Here is a 14,273-nt window from a genome sequence, read left to right as displayed (position 1 = left end):
GGCGAGATCGTCGGCACCATCGACGCCATTGCCAACCAGACCAACTTGCTTGCGCTCAATGCCACCATCGAGGCGGCGCGCGCCGGCGAATTCGGCAAGGGCTTTGCCGTGGTCGCGGCCGAGGTGAAGAACCTGTCGCAGCAGACCACCAAGGCGACCGAGGACATCAAGGGCCGCATCGAGCGGCTGCAAGGCGAAATGACCAAGATCGTCGAGGCCATGAGCGGCGGCGCCAAGGCGGTCGAGCAGGGCACGAGCGAGATGAACGCGCTCGCCGGCAAGATCGACGAAGCCGGGCAGCACACGGCGTCGGTCACCGCCAGGATGGGCGAGATCGCCGGGATCGTCGCCGAGCAGACCGCGGCGGCCGACGAGGTCGCCAGAGGCATCACCGAGATCGCCGGGCTCGCCTCCGCCAACGTCGACGAGGTGAAGTCGCTCGCCGACACCATGAGCAAGACCGATGCCGGCGTGGCGCGCATGCTGAACGAGATCGCGCAGCTCTCGATCGACGACAAGGTCATTCGCCTCGCCAAGGCCGATCACGTGATCTGGAAGAAGCGCCTGGTCGACATGTCGGTCGGCCGCGCCACGCTGAAGTCCGACGAACTCAGCGACCACAAGACCTGCCGGCTCGGCAAATGGTACTATTCGGAAGGCTCCGGGCAGTTCGGCGACAATGCCGTGTTCAGGCATCTCGAGCAGCCCCACGCCGCCGTGCACCGTCACGGCAAGGAGGCGGCGCGGCTGTTCGAGGCCGGCAAATTCCACGAGGCGCTGGCCGAGATCGCGAAGGTCGAAGCCGCCTCGCACGATGTGCTCGCCGACCTCGACAAGCTGCGGCGGTAGGGGCCGGGGCACGAAGCAGGCGGGCGTGAGGCGCCGCGCGCGCTCCACCCGTCATTGCGAGGAGCGCAAGCGACAAAGCAATCCAGAATCTTTCCGCGGTAGGATTCTGGATTGCTTCGCTGCGCTCGCAATGACGAGTCTGTGGGAACGTCTCGTTCAAATCTCAAACAGACATGCGTTCGCCAGCCGGCCCGAGGCCCAATCGCGCCCTGCTCGCTCCCTTGCTGAGCGAGCCGCGCTATGGTGAAGTCGTGCCACGAGGAAGGATGGGACGATGACGAGGCAGGGGACGCAGGCGTTGATCGTGCACCTGCACGACATCTGGAGTACCGGCGATACGGGGTCGATCCGCGAAGTCTATGCCGAGAACTTCGTCGCCCATATGCCAAAGGGTTGGGGGGCGGCGCCATCGCGCGACGGACACGACGGCATTCGACGGGCCATTGAGCGGCTTCGTGCAGGTTTCCCGGACTGGTGCGAGCATATTGACGACATGGTCATCGACGAAGACAAGGTGGCCGTTCGCTATCATTCGACCGGCACTCATCTCGGCGCATTCGCGGGCCTGACCGCCAGCGGTCGCCGTGTCGAGGTCGATGAACTCTCGATCTTCCGCATCGAGGACGGACGCGTTGCCGAGCAATGGTGCCTCAATGACGACCTTGCCTTCAGCAAGCAGATTCGCGGCGAGCCGCTCGCCTGAGCGGCGTGTCGCCGGTCAGCCATCTCGAAATGCGACTTGTGCAACGCAACATGAGCGGCCATAAGCCTGTGAAATTCTCATAGGTTAGGTCTCCCCCCTTGTCCGACGTCAATGCCGATAGCTGGGTGTCCTCCGGGCACCGCCCGATGGGATTTGCCGGGTCGTCGTGATCGCCGCCATCATGGCGCTCAACCCGCTCGCGATGGACATGATGCTGCCGGCGCTGCCGGACATCGGGGCGGCCTTCACGATTCCCGTCGCCAATCATCTGCAGCTCGTGCTGTCGGTGTTCTTGCTCGGCTTCGGCGCAGGGCAGTTCATCATGGGACCGCTGTCCGACCGGTTCGGGCGCAGGCCGGTGGTACTCGGCGGCATGACCGTCTATGCGGTGGCAAGCGTGCTCGCGATCGCCGCGCCCTCGTTCGAGACGCTGCTGCTCGCCCGCGCCTTCCAGGGGCTCGGCACCTCGGCAACGCGGGTGATCGCCACCTCGATCGTGCGCGACTGCTATGTCGGCCGCCGCATGGCGAGCGTGATGTCGCTGTCGATGATGGTGTTCATCGCAGTGCCCGTGGTCGCGCCGTCCTTCGGCCAGGCGGTGATGATGCTGACGCAGTGGCGCGGCATCTTCATCGTGCTGATGGCCTACGGCCTGATCGCGCTTCTCTGGTGCGCGCTGCGGCTGCCGGAGACCCTGCCCGCGACGGGGCGACGATCGCTGCGGCCGCGCGAGGTGCTGGCTGCGTTCCGGCAGACCCTCACCACGCGGCAGACCATCGGCTATGCGATCGCCGCCGGCTGCGTACAGGGCGTGCTGTTCGCTTTCGTGTTCTCTTCCCAGCAGGTTTTCATCGGCATCTACGCGCTCGGGCCCTGGTTCCCGACTGCCTTCGCCTCGATCGCCCTCGGGGTCGCGATCGCCGGCTTCCTCAATTCGCGCATCGTCGGCCGGCTCGGCATGCGCGCGATCTCGCACGGCGCGCTGCTGCTCTATGTCGCGGTCGCCGGCACCATGCTGCTGGCCGAGAGCCTCGGCGCGCTGCCGCTCTGGCTGTTCATGGCGCTGTCGGCGCTGATGACGTTCTCGTTCGGCATGATGTTCGGCAACTTCACTGCGCTCGCGATGGAACCGCAGGGCGCCATCGCCGGCACGGCGTCCTCGCTCTACGGCTCGGTCACGACGCTGTTCGGCATCGCGGTCGGCGTCGCCATCGGCCAGAGCTACGACGGCACGCTGCTGCCGTTCGCGACCGGCTTCTTCCTCTGCACGCTGACGGCGCTCGGCGTCCTGCTGGTGGTCGAGAAGGGCCGGCTGTTCCGACCGCGCCACCGCGGCGGGATGTAGCGCCGCAGATGGGCATGCAAGACGAGAAAACGGCGCCGCTCGTCAGCGGCGCCGTTTGATATCGAGCGGGGGCGCGCGTCAGGCGCGGTTGCCTATTCCGTCTTGTCGACGTTCCAGAACACCGGGGTTGCGGGGCCGTCGAGCACGCCGGTGAGCTGCTTGCGCCAGGCGCTCGGGCCGAGATACTGGCCGAGCGGGATGTAGATCACCTGCTCCAGCGCTTCCTTCTGGATGTCGGCCGCGATCTTCTTCTGCTCGTCGAGCGAAGAGGCGTGGACGAAGGCGTCCTTGAGCTGCTCGATCTTGGCGTCTTCCGCCCAGCCGAACCAGCCGCCGTTCTTGCCGCGGCCGCCGATCGAGACGTTGGCAATCGGGTTCATGACGTCGGCGGCGACCCAGTTGGTGAAGAACATGTTCCAGCCGCCCTCCTTCACCGGCTTCTGGCCGGCGCGGCGGGCCACCACGGTCTGCCAGTCGGTGGCCTGGAGGTCGACCTTGAAGCCGGCCTCGCGCAGGAGCTGCGCCGCCACGATCGGCTGCGCCTTCAGCGTGGTGACGTCGCCGGGCGCCATGATCGCGATCGGCGTGCCGTCATAGCCGGACTCGGCGAGCAGCTTCTTGGCTTCCGCCATGCCGTTGCCCTTCACCAGCGTCTCGGCTCCCGCTTCGGTGGCGAGCGGGGTGTCGCAGATGAAGAAGGCGCCGCAGATCTTGTAGTATTTGGCATTGCCGACCAGCGCGTCGAGCACGTCCTTCTGGTTCATCGCGAGCAGCGCCGCGCGACGGACCTTGACGTTGTCGAACGGCGGCAGCAGGAAGTTCATGCGGCCAAGCGTCTGGAAGCCGAACTTGTTCAGCACCTCGAGCTTGAGGTCTGCGTTGGATTCCAGCACCGGCAGCAGGTCGAAGGGCGGCGCCTCCATGAAGTCGATGTCGCCGGACTGCAGCGCGTTCACCGCGGTCTGCGCGTCGGGCATCGTGATCCATTCGACGCGGTCGACCTTGACGACCTTGCCGCCGGAGGTCCAGCTCGACGGCTCCTTGCGCGGAACGTAGTCGGTGTTCTTGACGTATACCGCCTTGACCCCCGGCTGGAATTCCGACTGCACGAACTTGAACGGACCGGAGCCGATCTGTTCGGCGATCTGCTTGCCGGGTTCGGTCTCGGCGAGGCGCTTCGGCATCATGAACGGCACCAGCGACGAGGGCTTGGCAATGGATTCGAGCACCAGGCCGTAGGGCTCCTTGAGCTTCAGCACGATGGTCCTGACGTCCGCCGCCTCGATGCTCGCGGTGAAGTCCATGAGCTTCTGGCCCATGCCGTCGTTCTTGCCCCAGCGCTTGAGCGAGGCGACGCAGTCCGCGGCGGTGACGGGGGCGCCGTCATGCCATTTCAGCCCGTCGCGCAGCGTGAAGGTGTAGGTCAGCTTGTCGTCGGAGACCTTCCAGTCCGCCATCTGCGGCTGGACCTTGAAATTGGAGTCGGTTGCCAGCAGCGTATCGTAGACCATGTAGCCATGGTCGCGCGTGATGTAGGCGGTGGTGAAGCCGGGGTCGATGGTGCGCAGATCCGAATGCATCACCGCGGTAATGGTCTTGCCGGCGGCCATTGCCTGGCCGCCCAGCGCTACTGAGAGCGCCAGCATGGGCAACGCTGCGGCCGACTTGAGCAACGAGCGCCTGACGCGCGAGAAGTCGATCATTTGAGTTTCTCCTGACGTGAAACCGGTCACAGGCAGACTATCGCTCGAGCATGCGGTCCTTTCTCTGGGTGGACTAACATGCTGCAATGCCTTCACCTTTTCGAGACTTGCAGAGAGCGCGGAGCGCGTCAATCCGCTTTCGGCGCATGGAATACGTATCGATCGCACCGGCTCCGCCCCCCATCGTTTCACTTTACAAAACCTCCCGCCGGCTCTTCCCTGACCGGCACGCTACCCATCCACTCGCCTCACACCAAAGAGATCGTCTCATGAATCCAGCCAATCTCCCCTTTGATTCCGAGGCCATGCTGCAGGGCCTGCGCAGCTGGGTCGAATGCGAAAGCCCGACCTGGGACGCCGGCGCGGTCGACCGCATGCTGGACATGGCGGCGCGGGACATGGCGATCATGGGTGCGACGATCGAGCGCATCGCCGGCCGCCAGGGTTTTGGCGGCTGCATCCGCGCGCGTTTCCCTCATCCGAAGCAGGGCGAACCCGGCATCCTGATCGCCGGGCACATGGACACCGTGCACCCCGTCGGGACCATCGAGAAGCTGAAATGGCGGCGCGACGGCAATAAATGCTACGGCCCCGGCATCTTCGACATGAAGGGCGGCAACTATTTGACGCTGGAGGCAATACGGCAACTCATCAAGGCATCCTTCACCACACCGCTGCCGATCACCGTGCTGTTCACCCCCGACGAGGAGGTCGGCACGCCCTCGACGCGGGACATCATCGAGGCGGAGGCGGCGCGCAACAAATATGTGCTGGTGCCCGAACCGGGCCGGCCCGACAACGGCGTCGTCACCGGCCGCTATGCCATCGCGCGTTTCAACCTCGAGGCCACCGGGCGGCCGAGCCATGCCGGCGCCACGCTCTCCTCCGGCCGCTCGGCGATCCGCGAGATGGCGCGGCAGATTCTGGCGATCGACGCCATGACGAGCGGCGACTGCACCTTCTCGGTCGGCATCGTGCATGGCGGGCAATGGGTCAACTGCGTTGCCACGACCTGCACCGGCGAGGCGCTGTCGATGGCCAAGCGCCAGGCCGATCTCGACCGCGGCGTGGAACGGATGCTGGCGCTGTCGGGCAACGCCAACGACGTCACCTTCAAGGTGACGCGCGGCGTCACCCGCCCGGTCTGGGAGCCGGATGCCGGCACGATGGCGCTCTACGAGAAGGCGCGCGGCATCTCAAAGTCGCTCGGCAGGGAATTGCCGCATGCCTCGGCCGGCGGCGGCTCCGACGGCAACTTCACCGGCGCGCTCGGCATCCCCACTCTCGATGGGCTCGGCGTGCGCGGCGCCAACGCCCACACGCTCGAGGAGCACATCGAGGTCGACAGCCTCGCCGAGCGCGGCCGGCTGATGGCCGGGCTGCTCGCGACGCTGGAATAATCGCGGCGTCACCGTCCCCCGTCATGGCCGGGCCTGTCCGGGCATGACGGTCCCGCGCCGTGTGGACGCCCGATGGCACGGGAATTGCTGAAATGCTAGGCTGGTGGCAACGTAGCGACCGACGCCCGAGACTACTCTTCAACTGACGGATCCAACTTGCTCGGATATCTCCTCCGCCGAATTCTCGCCGCCGTCCCCGTGATGGGCGTGGTGGCGCTGTTCGTCTTCTTCCTGCTCCGGCTGACCCCCGGCGATCCCGCCGCGATCCTCGCCGGCGACAACGCCACGCCCGAGCGACTCGAGCGCATCCGCACCTCGCTCGGCCTCAACGAGCCGCTGGTCGTGCAGTTCATCACCTGGGTGAACAAGCTCCTGCACGGCGATCTCGGGACCTCGTTGATCTCGAACCTTCCCGTGCTGAAGATGATCGGCCAGCGCGTCGAGCCGTCGATCTCGCTCGCGCTCTCCACCATCATCCTCGCCGTCGTCGTCGCCGTCCCGCTTGGCGTGATCGCGGCCTGGAAGCACGGCACCTGGATCGACCGCTTCGTGATGGGTCTTTCGGTGCTCGGATTCTCCGTGCCGGTATTCGTGGTCGGCTACGTCCTGATCCAGGTTTTCGCCATCGATCTGCGCTGGCTGCCCGTGCAGGGCTTCAAGAGCATCACCGCCGGCTTCGGGCTATTCCTGGAGCGCATCATCCTGCCGACCTGCGCCCTCGCCTTCATCTATGTGGCGCTGATCGCGCGCATGACGCGCGCGGCGATGCTCGACGTGCTCGGAGAGGATTACGTCCGCACCGCCCGCGCCAAGGGCATCAGCGAGACCGCGGTTCTCTTGCGTCACGCGCTGCGTAACGCCGCGGTTCCCGTGATCACCGTGATCGGCACCGGCTTTGCGCTCCTGATCTCCGGCGTCGTCGTCACCGAAAGTGTCTTCAATATTCCCGGCATCGGCCGCCTGACGGTCGACGCCGTGCTGGCGCGCGACTATCCGGTAATCCAGGCCATGATCCTGCTGACCTCGCTGGTCTACATCGTCGTCAATCTCCTCATCGACGTCGCCTACACGCTCCTCGATCCCAGAATCCGGTATTGAGGCGCCCGTCCATGTCGATCGAGACCCTTCCCCAATCCTCCATTCCGATCACGACGCCGCTGAAGCCGCGCTTCGGCTTCCTCACGGCGACGCCGATCATTGCGGCGGCGACCGTCCTGCTCGGCCTGATCGTGCTGATCTCGCTCCTGGCGCCACTGATCGCGCCGCACGATCCGATCCTGCTCGCGCCGGCGCAGCGGCTCAAACCGGCCTCGGCGCAGTTCCTGCTCGGCACAGATGCCTATGGCCGCGACCTGCTGTCGCGCGTCGTCTATGGCGGCCGCGTCTCGCTGCTGATCGGCATCGGGGCCGCGATCCTGTCGGTGGCGATCGGACTCGCGATCGGGCTCGTTTCGGGCTTCTTCAAGCTCATCGACGGCATCATGATGCGCGTCATGGACGGGTTGATGGCGATGCCGAGTATCCTGCTCGCAATCGCCGTCGTGTCCCTGTCCGGCGCCGGCATCTGGACCGTGCTGATCGCCATCACGATTCCCGAGATCCCGCGCGTCGCACGCCTGGTGCGCTCGGTGGTGCTGTCGGCGCGCGAGGAGCCCTACGTCGAGGCCGCCATCTCCGTCGGCTCGTCGCTGCCGAAGATCATGCTGCGGCATCTGATGCCGAACACGATCGCGCCGCTGATCGTGCAGGGCACCTATGTCTGCGCCTCGGCGATCCTGACCGAAGCCATCCTGTCCTTCCTCGGCGCCGGCATCTCGCCGGAGACCCCGACCTGGGGCAACATCATGGCCGAGGGGCGGCAATATTTTCAGATCAAGCCGTCGTTGATTTTCTGGCCCGGCCTCTTCCTGTCGATCGCCATTCTCAGCATCAACCTGATCGGCGACGCCGCGCGCGACGCGCTCGATCCGCGCATGAAGCAGCGGGAGAGCAAGTGATTGTCCCTCTGGCCCCGCCCCTTGTTCCGTCATTGCGAGCGAAGCGAAGCAATCCAGACTGTCTCCGCGGGAGGCTCCTGGATTGCCTCGTCGCTTCGCTCCTCGCAATGACGGTGGAGTGAGACTTGAATGCCCAACCCAGTCCTCGATATCGATAATCTCACGGTCTCCATCGGCAAGACGCCTGACGGGCCGAAGATCATCGACGGCATCGCGCTCGAGGTGCACGAGCGCGAAACGCTGTGCCTGGTCGGCGAGAGCGGCTCGGGCAAGTCGGTGACCTCGCTTACCGTGATGGGTCTGTTGCAGAAGGGCGCGCTCGCCCCGACCGGAGGCAGCATCAGGCTGGTCGGCGAGGAACTGCTCACGGCGAGCGACCGGAGGCTGCGGCAATTGCGTGCCACGCAGATGGCGATGATCTTCCAGGAGCCGATGACCGCGCTCAATCCGGTCGTGCCGGTCGGCCGCCAGATCGACGAGGTCTTGCGCGCGCACACCGATCTCGACGCCAAGGCGCGGCGCAGGCGCATCCTCGACATGATGGAGCAGGTTCACCTGCCTCAGGTCGAGCGCATCTTCGCCTCCTATCCGCATCGGCTCTCCGGCGGCCAGCGCCAGCGCATCATGATCGCGATGGCGCTGGTGCTGGAGCCGAAGCTCCTGATCGCGGACGAGCCGACCACCGCGCTCGACGTCACCACGCAGAAGCAGATACTGTCGTTGATCCGCGAATTGCAGCGCGATCACGGCACCGCCGTGCTGTTCATCACCCACGACATGGGCGTGGTGGCGGAGATCGCCGACCGCGTCGCGGTGATGCGCCAGGGCCAACTGGTGGAGACCGGCACGCTCAAATCGATCCTGCGCAATCCCGCGATGGACTACACCCGCAATCTGCTCGCTTCCGTGCCGAGCCTAGTGCCGCGTCCGCCGCGCGAGGAGACCCGGGAACCAGTCGTGCTGGAAACCAGCGATCTCGGCAAGACCTATCGCGAGCGTTCCTTCCTCGGCAAAGGCCGCGAGGTCATCGCCGCACAGGATGTCACCCTCACCTTGCGCAAGGGCCGCACGCTCGGCATCGTCGGCGAAAGCGGCTCGGGCAAATCGACGGTGGCGCGCTGCATCGTGCGCCTGATCGACCCGACCTCGGGCGGCGTCCGGCTGGCCGGCCGCGAGATCTCCGACCTGTCGCGGCGCCTGCTGCAGCCGCATCGGCAAAAAATCCAGATCGTGTTCCAGGATCCGTACCGTTCGCTCAATCCGCGCGTGACCATCGGCGAAAGTATCGCGGAGGGACCGGTCAATTACGGCGTTCCGCATCCGGAGGCCCTGAAGAAGGCACGCGATCTGCTCGAACTGGTGGGGCTGCCGGCCGACGCGGTGTCACGCTATCCGCACCAGTTCTCCGGCGGCCAGCGCCAGCGCATCGCGATCGCGCGCGCGCTCGCGCTCGATCCCGACGTGCTGGTGGCGGACGAAGCGGTCTCGGCGCTCGACGTCTCGGTGCAGGCGCAGGTGCTGGAACTCCTGGCCGATATCCAGAAGCGGCTCGGGATTGCGCTCCTGTTCATCACCCATGATTTGCGCGTCGCCGCCCAGATCTGCGACGAGGTCGTGGTGATGCAGCACGGCAAGGTCGTCGAGCAGGGTCCGGCCGCCGAGGTGCTGACGCATCCGAGGCAGACCTACACCAGGGCGCTGCTCGATGCCGCTCCCGGCCGCGGCTGGGACTTTGCCAATTTCCGCCCGGTGGCCGAGGACACAGTGGCGAGTGCGTGAAACACAGCGTCGTCCTGGCGAACGCCAGGACCCATACCGCGGAATCTCTCGATTGCGCTCCATGCCAATCCAGAACGACCGGTCTTCGCCAAGCTTCTCCCTGTGGTTATGGGTCCCCGCGTGCGCGGGGACGACAGCGAGTGTGTGGCCAATCGCTCACCTCACACTGGCTACCGCATGCAGCAGCATTCCCAAAACGGCTTGAGGCCATGCGCGATGGAATTGCTTCCCTCCTTGCAACGGCCGCAACGGCAAGGCTAACGTCGTGCGCGCAACACGCTTCGGACTGAGTTGATGACCCGTATCGCCGTCGGCGGCTTCCTGCACGAGACCAACACGTTTGCGCCCACCAAGGCGACGTTCGCCGACTTCCAGCATGGCGGCGGCTGGCCGGCGATGGCGCAAGGACCCGACGTGCTGAAGGTGATGCGCCGCATCAATGTTGGCCTCGCCGGCTTCGTTGGGGCCGCCGAGGTGAACGGCTGGGAGCTGGTTCCGACGATTGCCTGCGGCGCGAGCCCGTCGGCGCATGTCACCGAGGACGCCTTCGAGCGTATCGTCAGGGTGATGGTCGACGGCATCGCCGCAGCCGGTCCGCTCGATGCCGTCTATCTCGACCTGCACGGCGCCATGGTCACCGAGCATCTCGATGACGGCGAAGGCGAGATCCTGGCACGCGTGCGCCGCGTCATCGGCAAAGACGTGCCGCTGGTCGCAAGCCTCGACCTGCACGCCAACGTCACGCCCGAGATGGTCGAGCATGCGGACGCGCTGATCGCCTACCGCACCTACCCCCATGTCGACATGGCCGACACCGGCCGCGCCTCGGCAAGGCATCTTGCGCTGCTGCTGAAGACGAAGCAGCCGTTCGCAAAGGCCTTCCGGCAGTTGCCGTTCCTGATTCCGATCAGCTGGCAATGCACCAACGACCAGCCGACCAAGGGCATCTACCAAAAACTCGCGGCGATGGAGAACGACGCGGTGCCGTCGCTGTCCTTCGCGCCCGGCTTCCCCGCCGCCGATTTCCGCGATTGCGGGCCGAGCGTGTTCGCCTATGGCCGCACTCAAGGCGATGCCGATCGCGCGGCCGATGCCATCGTGAAGCTGATCGAAAGGCACGAGGACGACTTCGACGGAAAGATCTATTCGCCGGACGAAGGCGTGCGCCACGCCATGGAACTGGCGAAGAGCGCGAGCAAGCCGATCGTCATCGCCGATACCCAGGACAATCCCGGCGCAGGCGGGGATTCCGACACTACGGGCATGCTGCGTGCGCTGGTGCGCAACAACGCGCAGCGCGCCGCCACCGGCGTGATCTATGATCCGGAATCGGCGCGGGCCGCGCATGCGGCGGGCGTCGGCGCCAGCGTGAGGCTGTCGCTCGGCGGCAAGTCCGGCATTCCCGGCGACGAGCCCTACACCGAAACCTTCATCGTCGAAAACCTGTCCGACGGCCGCTTCATCGCGCCGGGCCCCTATTACGGCGGCCGCGAGATGGAGATGGGCCCCTCGGCGGCCCTGCGCATCGGCGACGTCCGCGCGGTCGTGAGCTCGCACAAGGCGCAACTCGCCGACCAAGCGATGTACCGCTATGTCGGCATCGAGCCGACCGAGCAGAAGATCCTCGTCAACAAGAGTTCGGTGCACTTCCGCGCCGACTTCGAGCCGATCGCCGCAAAGCTCCTGATCTGCGCCGCGCCCGGCGCGATGCCGGCCGACACGGCCGCCCTGCCCTGGACCAAACTGCGCCCGGGCATCCGCATTCGGCCGAACGGCCCGGTCTTCAAACCCTCGTCACGCTAGGAACGGACAGCACATGCCCACCATCGAACGGATCGACGGCTACGCCGACGAACTCACCGCCATCCGCCGCGACCTGCACGCCCATCCCGAGATCGGCTTCGAGGAGGTGCGCACCTCCGGCATCGTCGCCGAGAAGCTGAAGGGCTGGGGCATCGAGGTGCACCGCGGACTCGGCGGCACCGGCGTGATCGGCGTCATCAAGGGCAAGGGCACCGGCGGCAAGCGCATCGGCCTGCGCGCCGACATGGACGCGCTGCCGATGGAGGAGAACACCAATCTGAAATGGCGTTCCACCATTCCCGGCCGCTTCCACGGCTGCGGCCACGACGGCCACACCACCATGCTGCTCGGCACCGCGCGCTACCTCGCCGAGACCCGCAATTTCGACGGCACGGTGCACCTGATCTTTCAGCCGGCCGAGGAAGGCCTCGGCGGTGCCCGCGCCATGGTCAAGGACGGGCTGTTCGAGAAATTCCCCTGCGACGAGCTCTATGGCTTGCACAACGCGCCCGACCTCGAGCTCGGCGAGGTCGCGATCCTGCCGGGACCTGCGATGGCCGGCGCCGACTTCTTCGACATCCGCATCAACGGCTACGGCGCCCACGGCGCGATGCCGGAGCGCTCAAAGGATGCCGTGGTGATCGCCACCACGCTGGCGCAGGCGCTGCAGACCGTGGTCAGCCGCAACGTCGAACCGCTGCAGGCCGCCGTGGTCTCGATCACCCAGATCCACGCCGGCTCCGCCTACAACGTCATTCCCGGCGAAGCGCACCTCTGCGGCACCGTGCGCGCGTTCTCCGACGAGGTCCGCGCGTTGATCCGCGAGCGCATGCGCGCGATCTGCGCCGGCATCGCGGCCGCGTTCCAGGTCGAGATCGACGCCGACATCCGCGACACGTTTGGCGTGCTGGTCAATCAGGTCGAGCAGTCCAAGGTGGTCGAGGAGGTCGCGCGCACCGTCGTCGATCCCGCAAGGGTGATCACGCGCGCCCAGCCGAAGATGGGCAGCGAGGACTTTGCCGACATGCTGCAGGCCATTCCCGGCGCCTATTTCTGGGTCGGACACGAAGGCTCGGTGCCGGTGCACAATCCCGGCTACGTGCTCGACGACAAGATCCTGCCGATCGGCGCCAGCGTGTTCGCCCGCATCATCGAGACGCGCATGCCGGTCGGATCAAATGCATAAGCCTCGCGCCGAGGACGCGGTCACCTCCCTGCACGATCTGTCCGCGGTCGATTTGATCGCGGGCTATCGCGCAAAACAGTTCTCGCCGAGCGAGGTGCTGGAGGATCTGCTCGCGCATATCGCGGTTTGGGAGCCGCACCTCAAGGCACTCTACGCTTTCGATCCCGAGGGCGCTCGCGCGGCCGCGAAGGCTTCGACCGCGCGTTGGTCCGGCGGCGAGCCGTCCGGCCCGCTCGACGGCGTGCCGGTCACGATCAAGGACAACATCGCCACCAAGGGCGTCCCGGTGCCGCTGGGAGCCGCGAGCGTCACGCTGGTGCCAGCCGATAAGGACGCGCCGCCGGCCGCGCGCCTGCGCGAAGCCGGGGCGATCATCTTTGCCAAGACCACGATGCCCGACTACGGCATGCTGTCCTCGGGGCTCTCCAGCTTCCATGCGCTGGCCCGCAATCCCTGGGACCTAGCCAAGAACCCGGGCGGCTCCAGCGCGGGCGCAGGCGCCGCGGCGGCTGCCGGCTACGGTCCACTGCATCTCGGCACCGATATCGGCGGCTCGATCCGCCTGCCGGCAGGCTGGTGCGGCCTCGTCGGCCTGAAGCCGAGCCTCGGCCGCGTGCCGATCGACCCGCCCTATGTCGGTCGGGTCGCGGGTCCCTTGACACGCACCGTCGACGACTGCGCGCTGATGATGAGCGTGCTGGCAAGACCCGATCGGCGCGACGGCATGAGCCTGCCACCAGACAACATCAACTGGAAGGCGCTGGAGAAGTCGCCGCGCAAGCTCCGCCTCGGCCTGATGCTCGACCTTGGCGTCGGGCAGAAGCTGGAGAAGCCGGTCCGTGCGGTCGCGATGAAGGCCGCAAAGGCCTTCGAATCCGCCGGCGCCGTCGTCACCGCAATCGACGGCATCCTGACGCGCGAGATGCTCGACGGGCTCGACAATTTCTGGCGCGCGCGGATGTGGGACGATCTCGCAAAGCTCTCGCCCGACGCGCAGGCCAGAGTGCTGCCCTACATCTTCAAATGGGGCGCCTCCGGCGCAAAGCTGTCCGGCGTCGATGTCATCAGGGGCTTCAACCAGACCATGGCGATCCGCACCGCTGCCGCAAAGCTGTTCTACGAGCTCGACTATGTGATCTCGCCGACGGCGCCGAACGTGAATTACCCGGCCGAGTTCGCATCGCCCCTCAACGATCCCATGAGGCCGTTCGAGCACATCTGCTATACCGTGCCGTGGAATATGTCGGAAAATCCGGCGATCTCCATCAATGGTGGCTTCGACGACAAGGGGTTTCCGATCGGCGTGCAGATCGTTGGTCGCCGTTTCGACGACATCGGCGTGCTCGGCATGGCCAAGGCGTTTGAAGGCCTGCGCGGACCCCAGCGGCCCTGGCCGCAGCCGCCGGCGAAATAGCCACTCAGCACAAGTCGTCATGCGCGGGCTTGGCCCGCGCATCCATCCTTCTCAGAAAAGATGGATTGCCGGGTCAAGCCCGGCAATGACAGAA

The 14,273-nt window shown here is 66.2% G+C and carries 10 protein-coding genes and 1 pseudogene; 10 read left to right on the top strand and 1 reads right to left on the bottom strand.

Annotated elements, in window-relative coordinates; translation table 11 throughout:
• The 3 genes and pseudogenes from KGM94_RS07730 to KGM94_RS07720 form a co-directional block, all read left to right on the top strand.
• Positions 1–849: methyl-accepting chemotaxis protein (locus KGM94_RS07730; RefSeq protein ID WP_300256550.1), on the top strand; the 849-nt coding region annotated here is incomplete at its 5' end.
• A 274-nt stretch (positions 850–1,123) separates the two neighbouring features.
• Positions 1,124–1,552 (top strand): ester cyclase, encoded by a 429-nt coding sequence (locus KGM94_RS07725; RefSeq protein WP_300256548.1) that lies wholly within the window; start codon positions 1,124–1,126, stop codon positions 1,550–1,552.
• 98 nt (positions 1,553–1,650) lie between these two features.
• Positions 1,651–2,897, top strand: a pseudogene (locus KGM94_RS07720) (multidrug effflux MFS transporter).
• Positions 2,898–2,989: 92 nt separating this feature from the next.
• On the opposite strand, the gene KGM94_RS07715 reads toward KGM94_RS07720, so the two are convergent.
• Entirely contained in the window at positions 2,990–4,600 is a 1,611-nt protein-coding gene (locus KGM94_RS07715) for an ABC transporter substrate-binding protein (RefSeq protein WP_300256546.1), read from the bottom strand.
• Between the two features lie 269 nt (positions 4,601–4,869).
• On the opposite strand from KGM94_RS07715, the gene KGM94_RS07710 reads away from it, so the two are divergent.
• From KGM94_RS07710 to KGM94_RS07680, 7 genes are all read left to right on the top strand, one after another.
• Positions 4,870–6,000, top strand: a complete 1,131-nt coding sequence (locus KGM94_RS07710; protein WP_300256544.1) for a M20/M25/M40 family metallo-hydrolase — start codon at positions 4,870–4,872, stop codon at positions 5,998–6,000.
• A gap of 156 nt (positions 6,001–6,156) precedes the next feature.
• Complete coding sequence (locus KGM94_RS07705; protein WP_300256542.1) at positions 6,157–7,098, top strand: ABC transporter permease; 942 nt, start codon at positions 6,157–6,159, stop codon at positions 7,096–7,098.
• A gap of 11 nt (positions 7,099–7,109) precedes the next feature.
• Positions 7,110–7,997, top strand: coding sequence for an ABC transporter permease (locus KGM94_RS07700; protein WP_300256540.1), 888 nt, complete (start codon positions 7,110–7,112; stop codon positions 7,995–7,997).
• Between the two features lie 129 nt (positions 7,998–8,126).
• Positions 8,127–9,776: an ABC transporter ATP-binding protein gene (locus KGM94_RS07695; protein ID WP_300256538.1), complete on the top strand. Its 1,650-nt coding sequence runs from the start codon at positions 8,127–8,129 to the stop codon at positions 9,774–9,776.
• Positions 9,777–10,070: 294 nt separating this feature from the next.
• Positions 10,071–11,579: a M81 family metallopeptidase gene (locus tag KGM94_RS07690; protein ID WP_300256536.1), complete on the top strand. Its 1,509-nt coding sequence runs from the start codon at positions 10,071–10,073 to the stop codon at positions 11,577–11,579.
• A 13-nt stretch (positions 11,580–11,592) separates the two neighbouring features.
• Positions 11,593–12,765, top strand: a complete 1,173-nt coding sequence (locus KGM94_RS07685; RefSeq protein ID WP_300256534.1) for a M20 aminoacylase family protein — start codon at positions 11,593–11,595, stop codon at positions 12,763–12,765.
• Positions 12,758–14,179, top strand: coding sequence for an amidase (locus KGM94_RS07680; protein WP_300256532.1), 1,422 nt, complete (start codon positions 12,758–12,760; stop codon positions 14,177–14,179). The genes KGM94_RS07685 and KGM94_RS07680 overlap by 8 nt, the downstream gene beginning before the upstream one ends.
• The last annotated feature ends 94 nt before the right edge of the window (positions 14,180–14,273 follow it).

This window comes from Bradyrhizobium sp. (assembly GCF_028868675.1).
Lineage (GTDB): Bacteria > Pseudomonadota > Alphaproteobacteria > Rhizobiales > Xanthobacteraceae > Bradyrhizobium.
The sequence above is the reverse complement of the archived record's forward strand: the minus strand, read 5'-3'. Positions and strand labels throughout refer to the sequence as shown.